The sequence below is a fragment of the Umezawaea sp. Da 62-37 genome (assembly GCF_032460545.1).
Lineage (GTDB): Bacteria > Actinomycetota > Actinomycetes > Mycobacteriales > Pseudonocardiaceae > Umezawaea.
On sequence record NZ_CP135965.1, the window covers coordinates 4,380,291 to 4,399,030 of the forward strand.

The 18,740-nt window shown below is 72.2% G+C and carries 18 protein-coding genes and 1 pseudogene; 10 read left to right on the plus strand and 9 right to left on the minus strand.

Annotation, left to right across the window (positions count from 1 at the left end):
• Positions 1 to 33: 33 nt before the first annotated feature.
• The gene (locus RM788_RS19630) at positions 34 to 1,497 is read right to left on the minus strand and encodes an aldehyde dehydrogenase family protein (protein ID WP_315933147.1); all 1,464 of its coding nucleotides are present in this window, start codon (positions 1,495 to 1,497) and stop codon (positions 34 to 36) included.
• 283 nt (positions 1,498 to 1,780) lie between these two features.
• Between RM788_RS19630 and RM788_RS19635 the strand changes: the two genes are divergently transcribed.
• Together RM788_RS19635 and ribA are read left to right on the plus strand one after the other, a co-directional pair.
• Positions 1,781 to 3,430, plus strand: a complete 1,650-nt coding sequence (locus RM788_RS19635; RefSeq protein ID WP_315933148.1) for an IclR family transcriptional regulator domain-containing protein — start codon at positions 1,781 to 1,783, stop codon at positions 3,428 to 3,430.
• A 116-nt stretch (positions 3,431 to 3,546) separates the two neighbouring features.
• Positions 3,547 to 4,170, plus strand: coding sequence for a GTP cyclohydrolase II (ribA, locus tag RM788_RS19640; RefSeq protein WP_315933149.1), 624 nt, complete (start codon positions 3,547 to 3,549; stop codon positions 4,168 to 4,170).
• A gap of 31 nt (positions 4,171 to 4,201) precedes the next feature.
• Here the strand turns inward: ribA and RM788_RS19645 are convergent, their stop codons facing one another.
• The 4 genes from RM788_RS19645 to RM788_RS19660 form a co-directional block, all read right to left on the minus strand.
• Positions 4,202 to 4,801 carry a TetR family transcriptional regulator gene (locus RM788_RS19645; protein ID WP_315933151.1) on the minus strand — a complete coding sequence of 200 codons (600 nt, stop codon included), beginning with the start codon at positions 4,799 to 4,801 and terminating at the stop codon, positions 4,202 to 4,204.
• 94 nt (positions 4,802 to 4,895) lie between these two features.
• Entirely contained in the window at positions 4,896 to 5,873 is a 978-nt protein-coding gene (locus RM788_RS19650) for a helix-turn-helix domain-containing protein (protein ID WP_315933152.1), read from the minus strand.
• 21 nt (positions 5,874 to 5,894) lie between these two features.
• Positions 5,895 to 6,872, minus strand: coding sequence for an alpha/beta hydrolase (locus RM788_RS19655; RefSeq protein WP_315933153.1), 978 nt, complete (start codon positions 6,870 to 6,872; stop codon positions 5,895 to 5,897).
• A 114-nt stretch (positions 6,873 to 6,986) separates the two neighbouring features.
• Entirely contained in the window at positions 6,987 to 7,364 is a 378-nt protein-coding gene (locus RM788_RS19660; protein WP_315933154.1) for a VOC family protein, read from the minus strand.
• A 57-nt stretch (positions 7,365 to 7,421) separates the two neighbouring features.
• Here RM788_RS19660 and RM788_RS19665 point away from each other — a divergent pair, with 57 nt between their 5' ends.
• The 4 genes from RM788_RS19665 (at position 7,422) to RM788_RS19680 (ending at position 10,487) form a co-directional block, all read left to right on the plus strand.
• Entirely contained in the window at positions 7,422 to 8,180 is a 759-nt protein-coding gene (locus tag RM788_RS19665; protein WP_315933155.1) for a TetR/AcrR family transcriptional regulator, read from the plus strand.
• Between the two features lie 213 nt (positions 8,181 to 8,393).
• Positions 8,394 to 8,597, plus strand: a complete 204-nt coding sequence (locus RM788_RS19670; protein ID WP_315933156.1) for an antitoxin — start codon at positions 8,394 to 8,396, stop codon at positions 8,595 to 8,597.
• Positions 8,598 to 8,783: 186 nt separating this feature from the next.
• Entirely contained in the window at positions 8,784 to 9,203 is a 420-nt protein-coding gene (locus tag RM788_RS19675) for a YciI family protein (protein WP_315933157.1), read from the plus strand.
• Between the two features lie 36 nt (positions 9,204 to 9,239).
• Positions 9,240 to 10,487: an RNA polymerase sigma factor gene (locus RM788_RS19680; RefSeq protein WP_315933158.1), complete on the plus strand. Its 1,248-nt coding sequence runs from the start codon at positions 9,240 to 9,242 to the stop codon at positions 10,485 to 10,487.
• A gap of 1 nt (position 10,488) precedes the next feature.
• On the opposite strand, the gene RM788_RS19685 is transcribed toward RM788_RS19680, so the two are convergent.
• The 3 genes from RM788_RS19685 to RM788_RS19695 form a co-directional block, all read right to left on the minus strand.
• The gene (locus RM788_RS19685) at positions 10,489 to 11,412 is read right to left on the minus strand and encodes a zinc-binding dehydrogenase (protein WP_315933159.1); all 924 of its coding nucleotides are present in this window, start codon (positions 11,410 to 11,412) and stop codon (positions 10,489 to 10,491) included.
• A 69-nt stretch (positions 11,413 to 11,481) separates the two neighbouring features.
• Positions 11,482 to 12,246 (minus strand): aminotransferase class IV, encoded by a 765-nt coding sequence (locus RM788_RS19690; RefSeq protein ID WP_315933160.1) that lies wholly within the window; start codon positions 12,244 to 12,246, stop codon positions 11,482 to 11,484.
• 176 nt (positions 12,247 to 12,422) lie between these two features.
• Positions 12,423 to 14,237 carry a beta-N-acetylhexosaminidase gene (locus RM788_RS19695; RefSeq protein WP_315933161.1) on the minus strand — a complete coding sequence of 605 codons (1,815 nt, stop codon included), beginning with the start codon at positions 14,235 to 14,237 and terminating at the stop codon, positions 12,423 to 12,425.
• 468 nt (positions 14,238 to 14,705) lie between these two features.
• Between RM788_RS19695 and RM788_RS53000 the strand changes: the two are divergent.
• The 3 genes and pseudogenes from RM788_RS53000 to RM788_RS19710 all read left to right on the plus strand — a co-directional run.
• Positions 14,706 to 14,920 (plus strand): annotated as a pseudogene (locus tag RM788_RS53000) (D-galactonate dehydratase); the annotation flags it as partial.
• A 141-nt stretch (positions 14,921 to 15,061) separates the two neighbouring features.
• Positions 15,062 to 15,664 (plus strand): bifunctional 4-hydroxy-2-oxoglutarate aldolase/2-dehydro-3-deoxy-phosphogluconate aldolase, encoded by a 603-nt coding sequence (locus RM788_RS19705; protein ID WP_315933164.1) that lies wholly within the window; start codon positions 15,062 to 15,064, stop codon positions 15,662 to 15,664.
• A complete protein-coding gene (locus tag RM788_RS19710; protein ID WP_315933165.1) occupies positions 15,661 to 16,578 on the plus strand; it encodes a sugar kinase in 918 nt (305 codons plus the stop codon). The genes RM788_RS19705 and RM788_RS19710 overlap by 4 nt, the downstream gene beginning before the upstream one ends.
• Before the next feature lie 65 nt (positions 16,579 to 16,643).
• Here the strand turns inward: RM788_RS19710 and RM788_RS19715 are convergent, their stop codons facing one another.
• A complete protein-coding gene (locus RM788_RS19715) occupies positions 16,644 to 17,330 on the minus strand; it encodes a FadR/GntR family transcriptional regulator (protein ID WP_315933166.1) in 687 nt (228 codons plus the stop codon).
• An 820-nt stretch (positions 17,331 to 18,150) separates the two neighbouring features.
• On the opposite strand from RM788_RS19715, the gene RM788_RS19720 reads away from it, so the two are divergent.
• Entirely contained in the window at positions 18,151 to 18,699 is a 549-nt protein-coding gene (locus tag RM788_RS19720) for an ArsR/SmtB family transcription factor (protein WP_315933168.1), read from the plus strand.
• Positions 18,700 to 18,740: the final 41 nt, after the last annotated feature.

Consider the following 18,740-nt stretch of genomic DNA (forward strand, 5'->3'; position numbering starts at 1 on the left):
GCGCGGGCACCTGAGCGGTGCCCGCGCCCCCGCTCAGAACGGGAAGTGGCCGTGCTCGGCGGCCACGGTGATCCACCGCGTGTCGGTGAACGCCTCGACGCCCCACCGCCCGCCGAACCTGCCGTACCCGGTCGACCCGAGGCCGCCGAAGGGCGCCTGCGGCTCGTCGTCGACGGTCTGGTTGTTCACGTGGACGATGCCGGTGCGCAGCCTGCGCGCGACCGCGAGGCCGCGTCGGGAGTCCTCGGTGAGCACCCCGGCGGTCAGGCCGTACTCGGTGTCGTTGGCGATCGCGACGGCCTCGTCGTCGCTCTCGACGGAGATCACCGTGACGACCGGGCCGAACACCTCCTCGTGGTAGACCCTCATGCCCGGCTTGACGTCGTCCAGGACCGTCGGCGGGTAGTTGGCCCCTTCCGGGTCGCCGCCGCCCGTGCGGATCCGCGCCCCGCCCGCGACCGCGTCCTGCACGAGGTCGGCGACCCGCTTCGCGGCGCGGTCGCTGATCATCGGACCGACGACGGTGTCCCGGTCCTTCGGGTCGCCGTGCGGCAGCGCCGCGACCTTGGCCGCGAGCCGCGTGGTCAGCTCCTCGGCCAACGAGCTGTGCACCAGCACGCGGTCGGCGGACATGCAGATCTGCCCGGCGTTGTGGAAGGCGCCGAACGCGATCGCGTTCACCGCGAACTCCACGTCGGCGTCGTCCAGCACCAGCACCGCGTTCTTGCCGCCGAGTTCGAGGACCGCGCGCTTGATGTGCCGGGCGGCGGTGGTGCCGATGATCCGCCCGATGTCGGTGGACCCGGTGAAGTTCACCATCCGCACCCGGCGGTCGGCGATCAGCGCCTCCGCCACGGCCTCCGCGTCCTCGCGGGCGTTCGTGACGACGTTGAGCACTCCGGGGGGCAGCCCGGCCTCGCGCAGGACGTCCGCGACGAACAGGCCGCAGGCGATCGGCGCGTCCTCGCTCGGCTTGAGCACCACGGTGTTGCCCACGGCCAACGGGACCGCGACCGCTCGGGTGCCCAGGATCAGCGGTGCGTTCCAGGGCGAGAACGCACCGACGACTCCTACCGGTTGCCGTACCGCGAGTGATAACTGCCCGCCGGTATCGGTGGTGAGGACCTCGCCGAGCGGCTGGGTCACCGACGCCGCCGCCTCGCGGAACATGCCGGCGGCGAGCATGCAGTTGAAGCCCGCCCAGCCCGCGACGCCGCCCACCTCGTTCGCCATGATCTCGACCGCTTCGGCTGTTCGGGACTCGAAGATGTCCGCCGCCTTGAGGAAGACGCGCCTGCGGGCGCTCGGCGAGAACGCCGCCCAGGCAGGGAAGGCGGCGTCGGCGGCGTCGACGGCGCGGGTGATGTCGGCGACACCGCCAGCGGCGACGGTCGCGTAGACCTCGCCGCTGTAGGGGTTGACGTCCTCCGTGGTGCGGCCGTCCAGCGCCGGGACGTCCTGGCCGCCGATGAAGAGCTCGCGGTTGGTGGTGGTCACCGTATCCACTCCTTGATCATTCAAATCTGAACTACCTGGACAAACCTCCACCAAGGAGGAAAGCACGTTTTGCGACGAGTTGACCGGTTGTCTTTCCCTTGATTGCCAACGCAACGAGCACTGCTGCAACCGGTCCCATCCGGACGGCCCGTTGTTCGACCCGATGGGTCTAGGTTCACCGGGCGAACTCTGGTTCGCTCTACGTGCACCGAAAGCGGGTCTGTCGACCGGTCGCCACTACGATGTCCGGAACGCCGCGACCAGCGGCCCGACCAGACGGGACGTGATCGTGCGGGACGCCGGTGAGGACACCGCGGGCCCGTTCGAACGCGGGCTGGCCGTGCTGCGCGCCGTCGCCGCCGACCCCGAGCCGCGGCTGCGCCGGGTCGACCTCACCAAGTCCACCGGGCTCGCGCGGTCCACTGTGGACCGGATCACCGCCACGTGGCTGCACCTGGGTTTCCTGCGCGCCGAGGGCCAGGACCTGGTGCTCGCGCCCCGCGCCATGGAGCTGGGCAACGCCTACCTGGCGTCCTGCGGACTCGTCGAACCGCTCCAACCACTGGTCACCCGGCTCGCCGACGACCTGGACGAGTCCGTCTCGCTGGCCGTGCCGGACGTCGACGGGGTCCGGCTGATCGCGCAGACGACCCGGCGGCGGGCCATGTACCTGGCGTTCCACGTCGGCGGTCTGCTGCCCGACGACCGCAGCGCCTCCGGGGTCGTGCTGGCCACGACGTGGACCGAGGACCGGTACCCGGCCTGGCGCGACCGCCGCGCCGCCGACCCGCTGGACACCGGGTTCCCGGCCGTGCCCGCGCTCGACTCCCCCTCCGCCGACCGCGAGGCCCTGTTCCGCTCGCGCGTCGCCGCGGCCGCCGCGCAGGACTGGGCGCTCGACGACCAGTGGGTCGAACCCGGCCTGTTCGCGCTGGCCGCGCCGGTGCGCGACGCCGACGGGCGGGCGGTCGCCGCGGTGAGCGTGCTCAGCCACGCCAGCAGGCACACCGCGCGGACGTTCCCGGACGCCGTGCTGCCGCGGCTGCGGGAAGCCGTGCGGGACATGGAGGCCGCGCTCCGGCGGCCGCACGCGACGGCCGAGACGTCGGTGCCGACCGCCGACGAGCTGCGGTCGACCAAGGACGAGCTGGGCATGGAGTTCCTGGAGACGCTCGCGCGCGGGGTGGCGGTGCTCAAGGCGTTCCGGTTCGCGCCGGGCGGGCTGACGATCTCCGCCGCGGCCGCCGCCAGCGGGCTTCCCCGCGCCACCGCCCGCCGGGCGCTGCTGGTGCTGCGCGAGGCCGGGTACGCGGCCAGCGACGACCGGCTGTTCACGTTGCGCCCGGCCGTGCTGGACCTCGGGTACTCGCGGCTGTCCCCGTTGACGCTGGCCGACATCGCGCAGCCGCACCTGGCCGACCTGGCCGCCGCAGTCGGGGAGTCGGTGTCGATGGCCGTGCTCGACGGCGACCAGGTGCGGTACGTGGCCAGGGTGGCCACGAGGCGGATCATGAAGATCGACATCTCGATCGGCACCCGGTTCCCGGCCTACGCCACGTCGATGGGCCGCGTCCTGCTGGCGGGGCTGCCCGCCGCGGACCGGGCCGCGCTGCTGGACTCCTCGACGCGGACACCGCTCACCGGGCGCACCCTGGTCACGGCGGCGGACCTCGCGGCGGTCGTGGACGGCGTGGAGGTCGCCGGGTGGGCGCTGGTGGACCAGGAGCTCCAGGACGGGCTGCGGTCGCTGGCCGTCGGGGTGCGCGACCGGTCCGGGGCGGTGGTCGCCGCGGTCAACACCGCGCTGCACGTCGGCCGGGACGCGCCCGAGGAGTCCGTGGCCAGGCTGCTGCCCGCGTTGCGGGAGGCCGTCCGCCGGATCGAGGCCGACCTCGCGGTGGCGTTCGACCAGGCGCAGCTCGTCGTGCAGTAGCCACCGCCTTGATCGGCCGTGTGCCCGCGAGCACACTCCTTGTTCAAATTCGAACGAACGTGTGTAGTGTCGATCTCGCGGTTCGAAGTCGACCGCGCAGTCGATCGGAGCCAGCCATGACCTCCAGCACCGCAGCAGCGACGGTCCGCACCACCGTCCGGATCCCCCTCCGGTTCGGCGACGGCTTCGGCGCGACCGCCGACACGGTCACCTTCCACGGCCTGGCCGACGGCGGCGAGCACGTCGCGATGGTGTTCGGCGACCCGGCCGCGATGGCCGCGCCGCTGGTGCGGATGCACTCGGAATGCCTGACCGGTGACGTGTTCGGGTCGGCGCGGTGCGACTGCGGGCCGCAGCTGCGGGAAGCCGTGGAACGGTTGTCCCAGGAGGGCGGGGTGCTGCTCTACCTGCGGCAGGAGGGGCGCGGGATCGGGCTGTACAACAAGCTCGACGCGTACGCGTTGCAGGACCTGGGGTTGGACACCTACGAGGCGAACAGCGCGCTGGGGCTGCCGGAGGACGGGCGGGACTACACGGCGGCCGCGCAGATGCTGACCGCGTTGGGGATCGGCACGATCAGCCTGCTGTCGAACAACCCCGACAAGGGGGCGCAGCTGAGCGCGCTCGGGATCGCCGTGCGCGACCGCGTGCCCACCGGGGTGTTCGCCACGGCCACGAACCTGGGCTACCTGCGGGCGAAGGTCGAGCGCACCGGGCACACCATCGCGCTCGCGGGCTGAAGGTCTGACTATCCACTGTGGACCGACCTGGTCAGCGCCGGGCGGCCACCACGTCCATGGCGCGGTCGATGAACGCGGGCATGCCGACCCCGCCGTCGGTGGTGGCCCAGGCCTGGAAGGCGGCGTCCAGGCAGCCCAGCGCGGCGGCCACCAGCGCCCGCGGCCGGGGGTCGGACGGGTCGTCGGCGAGGCCGAGCCTGGTCGAGACCTCGGGGATCAGGAGTTCCTGCCAGCGCGCCTGCTTCTCCACTTGGCGGGCCTTGAGCGACGGGGTCTCCGCGAGCATCCGCCCCAGGCTCAGCGCCCGCAGCGGTGAGGACGGCGCGCCGCTGCCCTCGTAGGCGGCCAGGAACCCGGCTTGCAGGCTCAGCCACGGGTCCTCGCCGGACGGACGGGCCCCGACGGTGTCCGCGATGAGCCCGCCCAGCTCGTCCAGATGGCCCAGCACCACGTCTTCCTTCGTCGGGAAGTAGCGGAAGAAGCTGGTGCGGGACATGCCCGCGGCACGGGCGATGTCGTCCACCGTGGTGTGGTCGAAACCGCGGCGCGCGAACAGGTCGAACGCCACCACGGCGACCTCGGCGCGCATCGCCCGCCGTGCCCTGTCCCGAAGACCTGTCGTCTCGCTCACGCGGTCGATGCTACGGGGTTTCGGCCTTCCGCAGGCCACCAACCGCGAGGCCGTGGACGGGCGTCCGCCGCGGGTCCGGCCGACGACCGTCCACTCAGGTCTGATCGGGGTGTTGGTGCAGGCGGCGCAACGCGATGGCAAGTTGCAGCCGCAGTCGACCCGACGGGTCGCGGACCGACCAGCCGAGCAGGTCCTCCACGTGGGCGAGCCGGTCCTGGAGCGTGGAGTGGTGCACCACCAGCGTTGTCGCGGCGGTGCGCAGGCTCGGCGTGGTCGCGACGGCCACCAGCGTGGCCAGCGCCCACGGAGCCGCGGACCTGGCGCGTTCCAGGTCCCGCACGTCGGGGACCGGTTCCGCGCCGGGGCCGACGGCCGCCGCCAGAACGGCCAGTCCACCGAGGCGGTCCGCGTGCACGACCGACGGGCCGGGATCCTGTTCGGTGCCCGCGGCGGCGAAGCGCAGCGCGGTCTTCGCCGCGGCCCACGACGACGGGAGGTCGAGCACCGGGACGGTCGGGCCGACGCCCGCGCGCCCCGGTGGCGGCTCCCGGTCCGCGGCGAGGACCTTGGGGCGGTTGCCGTCCAGCGCCACGGCCCTGGCCTCGGCGCCCAGCCCCAACCTCCGCGCGGCCCGCTGCCGGGCGCGTTCGCCGACGGTGGCGTCGAGGACGGCCGCCACGTCGTCGGCGGTGGCCGGACCCCGTTGCCTCGCCAGCACCCCGCGGGCGGCGGAGACGGCCCGTTCCAGGACCATCGCCTCGACCGGACCCGCCGGGCCGGGGCGTTCCAGCCAGAGGGCGGGCGGACCGCCGGGGTGCAGCGGGGCGTTGGGCCACCGGGGATCCGGCGGACCGCCGAGCGGTCGGACGACACCCTTGTCGTCCACGCGGACGGACACCCCGCGGTCGTCGTCGACCAGCCGCGCGGCGACCCCGGTGAGGACCGCCGCGCCGCGGACGATCGGTTCCAGGCCCGCACGGGCCTCGACCAGCCGGTCGAAGTAGGCGATCACCTTGACGGCGGCGCCCGCGTCCGGGTCCAGTGCGGCGAGCCTGCCCACTAGGTCTTCCACCTCGTCATCCTGCCACCGGAGTCAGAGACCGAGCACCCGTCGCAGCCAGGGGCCGCGAGGGGCGCCCGCGGTCTGCGCGAGGAGCGTCTGCGGGGCCAGCAGCTCGAACCCGTGGAAACCGCCGGGCCACACGTGCAGCTCGGCCTCGCCGCCCGCCGCCCAGATGCGCGAGGCGTACTCGACGACCTCGTCGCGGAAGGTCTCGGCGGATCCCACGTCCAGGTAGGTCGGGGGGAGGTTCGACAGGTCGGTCGCGCGGGCGGGCGCGGCGTACGGCGACACGTCCGCCGTGCCGCGGGCGTCGCCGAGCAGCGCCGTCCAGCCCATGTCGTTGGACCCGCGGTCCCAGATGCCGCGGCCGACCATCTGCCGGGCCGACACGGACTCGTTGCGGTCGTCGAGCATCGGGCAGAACAGGAGCTGCGCGGCGATCGCCGGGCCGCCCTGGTCGCGGGCCAGCAGGGTGGTCGCGGCGGCCAGACCGCCACCGGCGCTGGCCCCCGCCACGACGACGCGGTCGGGGTCGACGCCCAGTTCGTCGGCGTTCTTCGCGGTCCACTGGAGACCGGCGTAGCAGTCCTCCACCGGCGCGGGGTGCGGGTGCTCGGGCGCCAGCCGGTAGTCGACCGAGACGACGGTGAGGCCCAGTTCCGCGGCCAGTTCGAAGGTCTTGGCGGAGTCGGGCCCCCGGTTGCTGCCCATGACCATGCCGCCGCCGTGGATGTAGTAGAAGGCGGCCGTGGTCGTGGCGTTCGCGGGGCGCACGACCAGCAGGGGCACGTCGCCGTGCGGGCCCTCGGCGGTGTGGTGGGTGACCTCGAAGGCGCCACCGCGGGTGAGGTCGGCGTCGGTGGCTTCCTGCGCGGCGTTGGCCTCGCGCATCACGGCGACCAGGTCGAGGGTCAGCGAGCCGGGCAGTTCCGGCATGGCCTCCAGGGCCGCCGACAGCTCGGGGTCGAACGGCGGAGGCGGGCCGACGGTGGTGTTGGTGATCGACATCGGATCTCCTCGGCTCGGGTCACTGCGGTGTGGCCGTTGCGCCCATCGTCGGCCCGCGGGTCCGGCCGCTGACAGTGCCAGTTGGCGGGGATGGACCGCCAGTTGGCGGGGTGGTCAGCCGTTCCAGTCGACCAGCTGCACGATCACGCCGTTGGGGTCGCGGACCTGGAACGCCCGCTCACCCCACTCCTCCGAGGTGAGCGGCATGGTGATCGTGACACCCTCGTCCCGCAGGCGGGCCAGTTCGCCCTCCAGGTCGGTCACCACGAAAGCGAGGATGAGACCGGTGGCGTGGACGTCGCGCTGGTCGTCGGGAAGGGTCTCCAGGCCACGGCGCAGGAAGACGACGTTCATGCCGGCGTCCTCGCGGACGAGGGAGGCGAAGCCGTCGGCGGACATCTGCTCCTGGAAGCCGAAGTGGTCCCGGAGGAACTTCGCGGAGGCCGTGACGTCGTCGACGTTCAACGAGACGGCGGAAGCGGTGATCTGCATGGGTGCTCCATTCTCTGTACGAAGTACATTGTACGCTGTAAAAAGTGAGGAGTCGCGGTGACGGGCGAACGGACGAGCGCGGGCGATCCCGACCGCACCCTGCGGCTGCTCTGGCGCGATCCGACCGCGGTCCCGCGCCGGGGTCCGCGCCAGGGGCTGACCATCGACGCGGTGGTCGACGCCGCCACCGCGCTCGCGGACGCCGACGGGCTCGACGCGGTGACGATGCGGAAGGTCGCGGCGGAGCTCGGGGTGGTCGCGATGACGCTGTACACGTACGTGCCGGGGAAGGCCGAGCTGCTCGACCTGATGCTGGACGCGGCGTACGCGCGGATGGTCCGCACGGACACGGGCGGCAGGCCGTGGCGCGAGCGGGTCGGCGAGGTCGCGGCGGAGAACCGGCGGCTGTTCGAGGCGCACCCGTGGGCGGCGCTGGTGTCGACCGGGCGGCCGCTGCTGGGGCCGGGGCAGATGGCCAAGTACGAGCACGAGCTGTCCGCTTTGGACGGACTCGGGCTGGACGACGTCGAGATCGACGCCTCGCTCGCCCACCTGCTGGGCTTCGTGCGGGCCTGGGCGCGGGACGCCGCCGACGCGGGCGCGGCCGTGCGGGAGAGCGCGATGACGGACGAGCAGTGGTGGGCGGTGAACGCGCCGCTGCTGGAGAGGGTGCTGGATCCCGAGGCCTATCCGTTGGCGTCGCGGGTCGGGTCCGCCGCGGGGGCGGCGCACGGGACTGCTTACGACCCCGGACACGCCTACGGGTTCGGGTTGGAGCGGCTGCTGGACGGGCTGGCGGCGCTGGTCGAGCGGTGACCTGGCCGTCCACTTCGGACTCTTCGAGGTCGGCGGGGGTGACGGCCGCCGCGCACCCCGAATCCGCCGCGCGGGCGTGCGGGGCCACCGACTCCGGGTCGACGGCGCACGGCGGCTCGGCCCCCGACCGGGTGGGCGAGGGTTGACGGGCCTCGCCGCGGGGAACCACCGGTGCACCTCCGGACGTTGACCGGGTGTCGAAGGGACGAGCCGATGGCCATGTTGCGCAAGCTCGCGGTACTCGCCACAGCGGCGGCCGCGGCCAGGAAGTACGCCCAGAAGAACCCGGAGAAGGTGAGCAGGCTCGCCGACCAGGCGGGCACCTTCCTCGACCGGCAGACCAAGGGGAAGTACCACCAGCAGATCGACGGCGCGGTGCGGAAGGCGAAGAGCGCCTCCAGGCCCGCGGGCTACTGACCCCGTGACCGGCCGGGCTGCCACGCGCAGCCCGGCCGTTCGCGTGTCCGCAGGGTTTCCGCAGGTCAGAAGGTCGCCGAAAAACTTCCGAAAAAGTTCCGCCCGCGTGTCGATCGGGGTGGTCCTCGTTCGACGCAGGGGTACGGGGCAGGGTGAGCGCCCAGCCGAACGGAACGAGGAGCAGACATGCGATTCATGGCGATCATCAAGGCCACCGCCGACACCGAGGCGGGCGTCCTGCCGACCGAGGCCCAGCTCAACGAGATGGGCAAGTTCAACGCGGAACTGGTCAAGGCCGGTGTGCTGCTGGCGGGTGAGGGCCTGCACGCCAGCTCCACCGGCGCCCGCGTGAAGTTCGAGGGTGAGAAGCGCACCGTGGTCGACGGGCCGTTCGCCGAGACCAAGGAACTGATCGCCGGGTTCTGGCTGCTCGACGTGAAGTCGATCGACGAGGCCGTCGAGTGGGTCAAGCGGGTGCCGAACTTCGACGGTGGCGAGTCGGAGATCGAGATCCGCCGGGTGTTCGAGGCCGAGGACTTCGGCGCCGAGTTCAAGCCCGAGGCGCGCGCCGCCGAGGCGTCGCTGCGGGAGCAGATCGGCGGGTAGTTTGCACCGCCGCCACGGGTCATGTAGTCAGTGGCTGTGACGGCATCGGATGCACACCGCGCCATCGACGCGGTCTGGAGGATCGAATCGGCCAGGGTCATCGCCGGTCTCGCGCGCATCGTGCGGGACGTGGGACTCGCCGAGGAGCTTGCGCAGGACGCCCTGGTGGCCGCGTTGGAGCAGTGGCCTGCCGAAGGCGTCCCGCGCAATCCCGGCGCCTGGCTGATGGCCACCGGCAGGCGCCGGGCCGTCGACCTGATCCGCCGCGAGCAGAACCTCAAGCGCAAGGTCGAGACCCTGGGGCACGAGCTGGACCCCGACGGCGCCGCGCCCGAGGTGGACGACCCGCAGGAGATCTCCGACGACCTGCTGCGCCTGGTCTTCGTGTCGTGCCACCCGGTGCTGTCGACGGAGGCGCGGGTCGCGTTGACGCTGCGCCTGCTGGGCGGGCTGACGACGGACGAGATCGCGCGGGCGTTCCTGGCACCGGAGTCGACGATCGCGCAGCGGATCGTGCGGGCGAAGAAGACGTTGGCGAAGGCCGAGGTGCCGTTCGAGGTGCCCGGCCGCGACGAGCTGCCCGCGCGGCTGTCGTCGGTGCTGGAAGTCGTGTACCTGGTGTTCAACGAGGGGTACTCGGTGACAGCGGGGGACGACTGGCTGCGGCCCTCGCTGTGCAACGAGGCCCTGCGGCTGGGCCGGGTGCTGGCCGGGCTGGTGCCCGAGGAGCCCGAGGTGCACGGGCTGGTGGCGTTGATGGAGATCCAGGCCTCGCGGTCCGCGGCGCGCGTCGGCGCGGACGGGAAGCCGGTGCTGCTGCTGGAGCAGGACCGGGGGCGGTGGGACCAGCTGCTGATCCGGCGCGGGCTGGCCGGGCTGGCCCGTGCCGAGGAACTGGGCGGCGCCCGCGGCCCGTACGCGCTGCAAGCCGCCATCGCAGCGTGCCACGGCCGGGCGGGGACGGCCGAGGACACCGACTGGGGGCGGATCGGCGACCTCTACCGGACGTTGGGCGAGGTCATGCCGTCGCCGATCGTCGAGCTGAACCGGGCCGTGGCCGTGTCGATGGCCGACGGCCCGGCCGCGGGACTGGAACTCGTCGACGTGCTGGTCGCCGAGCCCGCGTTGAAGTCCTACCACCTGCTGCCCAGCGTGCGCGGGGACTTCCTGGTGAAGCTGGGGAGGCAGGCCGAGGCTCGGGTGGAGTTCGAGCGGGCGGCCTCGTTGACCCGCAACGAGCGGGAGAGGACCTTCCTGCTGGAGCGGGCCGCGAGCTGCGGGTGAGTCAGACCTCCAGCAGCGTTTTGCCGATGGTGGAGCGCGACTCGATGGCCGCGTGGGCGTCGGAGGCCCGTGCCAGCGGGAAGCGCTGGCCGATGACCGGGACGAGGCTCCCGAACGCGCGCAACGTGCAGGCGCGGGCTTCCGCTGTCGTCGGCCGGGGCAGGCCGAGCAGCGCCACGCCGTGGTCGGCCGCGTCGGAGGCCTGGATGCCCGCCCGTTCACCGCAGGACGCGCCGTAGCTGATCATCCGGCCGCCCGCGGCCACGAGGGAGAACGCCGTGCGGGCGATGGTGCCGCCCACGCCGTCGAACACCACGTCGAGCGCCCCCACCGCGGTGCGCACCTGATCTGCCCAGTCGTCGGACCGGTAGTCCACGACCACGTCGGCGCCGGTCACCGCCGCGACCTTGTGGGAACCGCCGACCGCCGCGACCACCACCGCTCCGGCGGCGCGGGCCAGTTGCACCAGCAGGGTTCCCACGCCGCCCGCGGCCGCTTCGACCAGGACGCGGTCGCCCGCGCGCAGGCCCACCGCGTCCGCGAGCATCGTGGCGGTGCGGCCGTCGGCCAGCAGCGCCACGGCGTGGTCGAGGGGGATGTCCGGCGGGACCGCGATCAGCTCGTCGGCGTTGACGGCCACGCGTTCGGCGTAGGCGCCGGAACCACCGGTGCCGGTCACCACGGTCGCGCCGACAAGGGCCGGGTCGGCGCTTTCGGTGACGATGCCGCCGACGCCGTTGCCGGGGATGATCGGGAGCCGCACCGGCCACGGCGCCCGTCCGGCTCTGACCTGCGTCTCGACGAACGTGGTGTTGACGAGGGCGACCGCGATCACGACCTGGCCGGGACCGGGTGCCGGATCCGGCGTGGCCTCCTCGACGAGCACCTCGGGTCCGCCGAACTCCCTCAGCCACACAGCTCGCACAACGTCCCCCTGGAGATCGGCCGGTCGGTCCGGCCAAGCCTGGTACCTCGTCCTAGGTCGAGGTCAAGCTCAGACCTCGCGCCAGGGTGTCGAGTCGTACGCGTCGGTGACGACCTTCATCCGATCGGCGTCGACGGGGAACACCACGTCGTCGATCGAGGCGACCGGCACGACGCCCCTGGCGTTGGTGAGGAACGCGCCGTCGAACGACGCCACCCCGTCCAGCCGGACCTCGGCGAGCCTGGACACGACCTCGCGTTCGGTCAGGGCGATGTTGAGCAACTGCATGGTGATGCCGAGCAGCACGGGCGCGTCGGGCCAGACGACGGTGTCGTCGTCGAGGAAGCCGATGTTCGTGGTGGCACCCTCGGTGACGAGGCCGTCCTGGGTCACCAGCAGCGCGTCGTCGAAGCCCTCGCGGCGCACGAGCGAGGTGTAGTGCGCCTGCGCGAACCCACCGAGGTGCTTGACCTGCGCGAACGGGCGGACGTACGGGACGGAGCGCAGGCGCTGGGGCGTGGCGGGCGGCCCGAAGGGCGGCCGCACGGTGACCATGTACGACAGTTCGCCCTCGGGCTGGAAGACGTGGACGCGCAGCGAGGCGTCCACGACGTCGGTGAGCGCGTGCCGGATGTGCCGCAGCAGCAGCTCCTCGTCGAGGGCGCTGTCGAAGACCTCCCTGGTGGCCGCGCGCAACCGGGCCAGGTGCAGGTCGATCCCCCGCACCTGGTGATCGCGGACCTGCATGGCGGTGAAGTGCCCGTACGTCGACATCGCCGGGTGCGCGAGTGCCTCGGCGGTGGCCGTGCGGCCATCGATCTCGATGCGCGTCATGACCTCATCCCACACCATCGAACGACCGCTCGGGCCACCGAAAACACCGTGATCATTCCGCCTGAACCAACACCCCCCACCGTCCGTACCCCCACTCGCGAGTCGAACCCCCAGACACCCCGTGTCGAACACTCAGGCACCCCGAGTCGAACGGTGGGACAGGGCGCGGGGGTCGGTCAGCAGGCGCCGCTGTCGCGCCAGACACCCCACTCCCCCGTGGTGCCGGGCTCCTCGCCCTGCGTCCACCACTGCGCGGTCCACTTCCGGCCCGCGTGCGCCGCGGTGTTCGTGGCGACGTAGACCTTCGCGCGATCCCACGCCGCCGGGCAGTTCCCCGACGGTGGCGTGGTCGTGGTCGTGGTGGTGGTCGTGCCGGTCTCCCACGGCACCTGCGTCGACCGGTAGAAGTTGACGCCCTGCGCGGTCCAGCGGGGCGCCTGCGCGGCGAGGCGGAGCTTGAACTGGTCCCAGTTGTGCGTCGACCACGGCGACCAGCCGAGTTCGGCGATCGCCGTCAGCCGCGGGAACGCCATGTACTCGACGTCCGCCGAGGTGACCAGCGTCTCCGTCCACAGTGGAGCTTCGACGCCGAGCACGGACGACTCCCCGACCCCGCCCAGGTACGCGCCGGGGTTCCAGCCGTAGGCGTCCTGCACCTCGATGCGGGCCGCCCAGTCCTGGCCGAGCGGCGTGCTCGCGTTGTACTTCATGTCCAGGTAGGCCTTGTTGGCCGGGGACATCAGCACCTTGTTGCCGCGGGCCGCGGCGGCCGACACGACCGAGTTCGACGTGGTGGTGCCCCAGAACTGCGGCACCGCCGAGGTGTCGGTGGTCGTCTTCACGAACTCGTGCCACCCGATGACCCGCTTGCCGTACTTCTTCACGATCGGCAGCGCGCGGTTCATGAACGCCTGGTAGTCCGCGTCGCTGGTGGCACTGGCCTCGTCGCCGCCGAGGTGGAGGTACGGGCCGGGGGTGATCGCCGCGATCTCGCGGACCACGTCGTCGATGAACTGGTAGGTCACGTCCTTCGACACGCACAGCGAGCTGTAGCCGACGGCCGTGTCGGTGCGCGGCGCCGGGGCGACGCCGTTGCAGTTCAGCTCCGCGTACGAGGTGAGCGCCGCGTTGGTGTGGCCGGGCAGGTCGACCTCGGGGATCACCGTGATGTGCCGCGAGGCCGCGTACGCGACGATCTCCTGGTACTGCGCCTTGGTGTAGAAGCCGCCCGCGCCGCCGCCGACCTGCGTGCTGCCGCCGACGCTGGTGAGCCTCGGCCAGCTGTCGATGACCAGCCGCCACCCCTGGTCGTCGGTGAGGTGCAGGTGGAAGTGGTTGACCTTGTACACGGCGAGCTGGTCGAGGTACTTCTTCACCGCCGCGACCGGCTGGAAGTGCCTTGCCACGTCGAGCATCGCGCCGCGGTAGCCGAACCGCGGGTAGTCGAGGATCGACGTGCCGGGCAGCGTCCACGGTCCACTCTGGACGGTCGCGCTCTCGACCTTCGCGGGCAGCAGTTGGCGCAACGTCTGCACGCCGCCGAACAGCCCGTCGGACTTGTTGGCCCGCAGCACCACGGCGCCCGCGGTCACGTCGAGCTGGTAACCCTGGTCGCCGACGGCGGAATCGGCACCGGTGAGCAGCAGTGAGATGCCGTCGGCGGGCGTGCCGGACGCGTCGGACACCGGCAGCGCGAACCCGGTGGACCGGCGCAGCAGCTCGGCCAGGTAGTCGCCGACCGCGCGGGCGTCCGCCGAACCGGCCTGCGTGTAGATCTTGGCCGTGGAGGTCAGCGCGTACGTCACGCCCGCGGTGGTCTTCACCGAGACGGGCACGGGCACGACGCTCTTCAACGGCTCGGCGGCATGGGCGACGTCCGGCGTCCGGACCCCCACCGTGACGACGACCGCTCCGCTGACGACGAGCGCCGCGGCGGCGACCACACGGCCCACCCGACGCCACAGATCCCGTTGGAGCGCTTGGGTTTCCACGTCGTCCTCCTCGGTCGAAACGATCCCGCACCCGCAGCGTGCTGAACCGCGGACCTGTTTGTCAATGGTCTGAACCACTCGACCCGATCCGCTCGGCCACTTGCCTGAGTGAGCGGGCTTGTTAATTACGAATAGACGGTGCCACGCCTGCATCGACCCGGCATGCTCTCAACGAAGCCAGACCCCTGCGGCCAGAGGTGGTCGTGCGCAACCAGGCGTGGCGCGGTCGTCGTGGCGGGTGCGCTCGTCGCCGCCATGGCCGTGGCGGCACCAGCGGCACAGGCGGGTGACGACCAAGGCGCCCCCGACTAGCACGGCAGCAGCCTCGCCGCCACGCCGTACATGGGCTGGAACTCCTACTACGGCCTCGGCGCGCCGACGGAGACGCAGGTCAAGGGCGTGGCCGACCATCTGGCGAGCAGCGGCCTGCGCGACGCCGGGTACAGGATCGTCTGGTTGGACGTCGACTGGCAGGTGTTGCGGCGCGCGGGTTTCTACCGCGGCGGGCCGGTGCTGTCGAGCGCGGCGGCGGGCTACGACCAGGCGTTGTGGGACATCGCGGGCGAGGTCCGCGGCGTCCCGGTGCACGAGCTGCTGGGCGGCCCGGTTCGCGACCGCGTGCGGGTGCACTCGTGGTAGGCGGCGATCGGCCGGACAACATCGGCGAAGCCGTCGCCGTTCGACTTCGCCGACGGCCACGCCCGCCGCCCGTCCGCACCGGGGCTGGGCATCGAGGTCGACGAGGTGGCGGTGCGCCGGGCCGATGGGGTAGGCCATCGGTGGCGGTCGCCGCTGTGGCGGCACGACGACGGGAGCGTGGCGGAATGGTGAGCTTCTCGACAGCGCTGGAGACCGAACGGCTGGTCGCCATCGTGCGCGGCGACGACGCGCGGGCGGCCGTGCGCACCCTGTTCGAATCGGGCGTCCGGCTGGTGGAGATCTCGCTGACCAGCCCGGACGCCCTGGGCGTCATCGCGGACCTGGCGGGTGAGACCCCCGAGGACGGCTGGCTGGGCGTGGGCACGATCCGGACGCCGGAGGACGTGGACGGCGCGCTGGCCGCCGGTGCCCGGTTCGCAGTCAGCCCCGCCGCCACGGCCGTGGTCGGTCACTCGGTGCGGTCCGGTCTGCCGGTACTCGCGGGCGTCCTCACGCCGACCGAGGTGGAGACCGCGCTCGGCCACGGCGCGCAGGCGCTCAAGCTGTTCCCGGCGTCGCTGGGCGGTGTAGACCACCTGAAGGCGCTGCGGGCCCCGTTCCCGGAGGTGCCGTTCGTGCCGGTGGGCGGGGTGGGGGTCGACGAGGCCGTCGTCTACCTCAAGGCGGGTGCGGTGGCCGTCGGCGTCGGTTCCCCGTTGATGGGCAGCGGCCTTTCCGGACTGGCCGACAGGGCCAGGCGAATGCTGGAAGCGGTGGCCGCCCGATGACCGTGGACGTGCTGACGTTCGGGGAGACGATGGCGGTCCTGCGGGCGACCACGCCGGGTCCGTTGCGGCTTGCTCGGACGATGGACCTGACGCTGGCGGGGGCGGAGAGCACTGTCGCGATAGGACTGTCGAGGCTGGGGCACCGGGTCAGGTGGGTGGGGCGGGTCGGTGACGACGAGTTCGGCTCGCTGATCGCCGAACGGCTGCGCGCCGAGCAGGTCGACGCGGTCGTCACCAGGGACCCCGCAGCGCCGACGGGTCTGCTGGTCCGTGAACAGCGCACGGTCGACCAGGCCCGTGTCGCCTACTACCGCACCGCTTCGGCGGGTTCCCGGCTCTGCCCCGACGACCTGCGCGGGCCGCTCCGGGACGGGGCGCGGGTCCTGCTGCTGTCCGGCATCACACCGGCGCTGTCGGACACCGCGTTGGCGGCCACCCGTGCGGCCGTGGACCACGCCGCGGCGCACGACTGGACCGTGTGCCTGGACGTCAACCACCGGTCGAAGCTCTGGACGTCCCAGGAGGCCTCGGACGTGCTCACGCCGTTGGCCGTCGGGGCGACCGTGGTCTTCGGCGACCTGGCCGAGCTGGACCTCGTGGGTGGCGCGGGGTCGTTGCTGGACAAGGGTGTGCGCGAGGTCGTCACCAAGCGCGGTGCCGATGGCGCGGAGACGACCGCAGTGGATGGACACTGGTCGGCACCGGCCAAACCGACCCGACCGGCGGACGTCATCGGCGCGGGTGACGCCTTCGTGGCGGGCTACCTGTCGGCGCTGCTGGACGGCCTGGACGTGCCCGCACGCCTGGACCGCGCGACCACTGTGGCGGCGTTCGCCGTCGGCACCACCGGCGACTGGGAAGGCCTGCCCACCCGCGCGGAGCTGCCCCACCGCGGCGGTGACACCGTGCGTTGAGCCGAGTGCGGGACTCGGGGTGTCTGGAGGTTCGACACGGGGTGTCTGGGGGTTTGACTCGCGGGTTAGCCTGCTACGCGGCGGAAGTCGGTGCTGGCTTTGTCGACCAGGGCGCGCATCGCCAGTTCGGCGCCTGCCGGGTCGCTGTCGCGGATCGCCTCCAGCACGAGGCGGTGGCTGGGTACGGGGTCGGGGTCGGTGTCGTGGACGACCTTGTCGCGCATGGCGAGTCCGTTGGAGATGACCCGTTCCATCTGGACCAGGAACGGGTTGTGCGTGGCGGCCAGCAACAACCGGTGGAAGTCCAGGTCGGCCGCGACGGCGTCCGCGGCCACCGCGGCCGACGCCATCCGCCCCAGCGCGGCGTCCAGCGCCCCGACGTCCTCCGGGGTCGCCCGTTCGGCCGCCAGCCGCGCCGCGGCGGGCTCCACGATCGAGCGCACCTCGTCCAGGTTCTCCAGCAGCTCCACGTCGACCGGCCCGGCCGACCGCCACCGCATCACGTCCCCGTCGAGCACGTTCCACGACGACCGGGGTGTCACGAAGGTGCCGCGCTTCTGCCGCGCGTCGATGATCCCCTTGGCCGACAACACCTTCAGCGCCTCGCGCAGCGCGGTGAGGCTCACGTCGAACTCCTCGCGCAGCGCGAGGAGGTCCAGGGTCGCGCCCTCCGGGATCTCCCCCGACAGGATGCGCAGCGCGAGCGTCTCCACGGTCTGACCGTGGAGACCGCGGAGCTGGTAGTCCGCCACCAAAGCCTCCCCTCGGGTTGTCGTGGACCCAGTATCGCGCGCACGCCGGGGTGTCCGGACCCGCGGCCCGGACTGCCACCTGCGTGGACAGGATTATTTACCAATACATTTTGCCGGTGGCTTGCCCGCGTTGCGACCTCCCTGTCATCCACCCGTGGTCATGCCCGTGTCGTGGCGGCGTTCAACCAGCGCGGCAGCGTCCAGGCGACGCTGAACACGGTCGCCTCCGAGACCTTCCGCACCCAGCGGCCGTCCTGCCTGACCTCGGGCAACCCGCCGGACCTCTAACCTGGTACGCCGGGAGCGCCGGCAGGTCCTACGCGAAGAAGGCCCGCTGCTGGACCTGAGCGACGTGTGGTCCGGCCTGTCCGATTACGGCGCGGCCACGAAAACGCTGAGCAGCGACCGCCACCTACCACCGCGAACCCGGGCGACTGGACGCCGGACCCGGCCGCGTTCCCGAACGGTTTCGGCGTGTTCATCGAGTGGTCTACGAGACCCGCACGACGGTCACCGTCCACAGTGGACGAGCGGTGGACGCGTGGAGCATCCACTCGGTACCACTGGGCGGAACCGTCGACCTGCCGCTGACCGGCCCGCCCGTCCACCGCGACCACCTGGGGCGGACCGGCCCGACCGTCCTCTTCGAGGACGACGGCCACCACGGCGGTTACGCCGAACTCGAACACCACAGTCCCACCGCCACCGTCGGCCACCCCGTGACGGACGTGCGTCAGAGTGCCCTGAGCGGTCTCAGGGACAACCCTGATCTTTGCCGGGAAACATGTGCAAAGAAACCTCTGCACGCTACCTTCACCCCATGGCGCAACCAGAGGAGATCGTCGACCCGGCGGTGCTGAAGGCCATGGCGCACCCGCTTCGGCGGCGCATCATGGCCGAACTGCGCAAAGCGCCCGCGTCGTCGACGACCCTGGCGGCGGCATTGAACGAGAACACCGGATCGACCAGCTACCACCTCCGCGAGCTCGCCAAGCACGGTTTCGTCGAGGACGAGCCTGCGCTCGGCAAGGGCAAGGAGCGCTGGTGGCGGTTGGTCAAGAGGGACCTCCGGTACCCGCGGCGCGGTGAGCGGTCGCCCGAGATGGCGGCGGCGTTGGAGGAGTTGACCAACGCTCAGCTGGCCGAGGACTTCCGGACCTGGTCGCGGTTCCAGGCCGGTAGCGGGGACATGGGGTCCTGGGGGGACGCGGTCCCCTACTCCAGGGGGTCGATCGTCGTCACGCAGGACGAGCTGCGGGAGTTCTTCGAGGCCTACCTGGCGCTGATGAAGCGCTACTGGCGCGACGACGTCCCCGCGGACGCCAGGGAGGTCCTGGTCCGCTTCATCGCCTTCCCCAAGCCCGAATGAGCCCTGGGTCGCCGAGCGGCAACTCGACGACCCAGGAGGGG

What these genes read in the sequence shown, in the direction of transcription:
- ribA (WP_315933149.1), top strand. Translation starts at nt 3,547, where the DNA reads ATGACCTCCAGCACCGCAGCAGCGACGGTCCGCACCACCGTCCGGATC.
- RM788_RS19655 (WP_315933153.1), bottom strand. Translation starts at nt 6,872, where the DNA reads ATGTCGATCACCAACACCACCGTCGGCCCGCCTCCGCCGTTCGACCCC.
- RM788_RS19660 (WP_315933154.1), bottom strand. Translation starts at nt 7,364, where the DNA reads ATGCAGATCACCGCTTCCGCCGTCTCGTTGAACGTCGACGACGTCACG.
- RM788_RS19670 (WP_315933156.1), top strand. Translation starts at nt 8,394, where the DNA reads ATGGCCATGTTGCGCAAGCTCGCGGTACTCGCCACAGCGGCGGCCGCG.
- RM788_RS19675 (WP_315933157.1), top strand. Translation starts at nt 8,784, where the DNA reads ATGCGATTCATGGCGATCATCAAGGCCACCGCCGACACCGAGGCGGGC.
- RM788_RS19690 (WP_315933160.1), bottom strand. Translation starts at nt 12,246, where the DNA reads ATGACGCGCATCGAGATCGATGGCCGCACGGCCACCGCCGAGGCACTC.
- RM788_RS19705 (WP_315933164.1), top strand. Translation starts at nt 15,062, where the DNA reads ATGGTGAGCTTCTCGACAGCGCTGGAGACCGAACGGCTGGTCGCCATC.
- RM788_RS19710 (WP_315933165.1), top strand. Translation starts at nt 15,661, where the DNA reads ATGACCGTGGACGTGCTGACGTTCGGGGAGACGATGGCGGTCCTGCGG.
- RM788_RS19720 (WP_315933168.1), top strand. Translation starts at nt 18,151, where the DNA reads ATGGCGCAACCAGAGGAGATCGTCGACCCGGCGGTGCTGAAGGCCATG.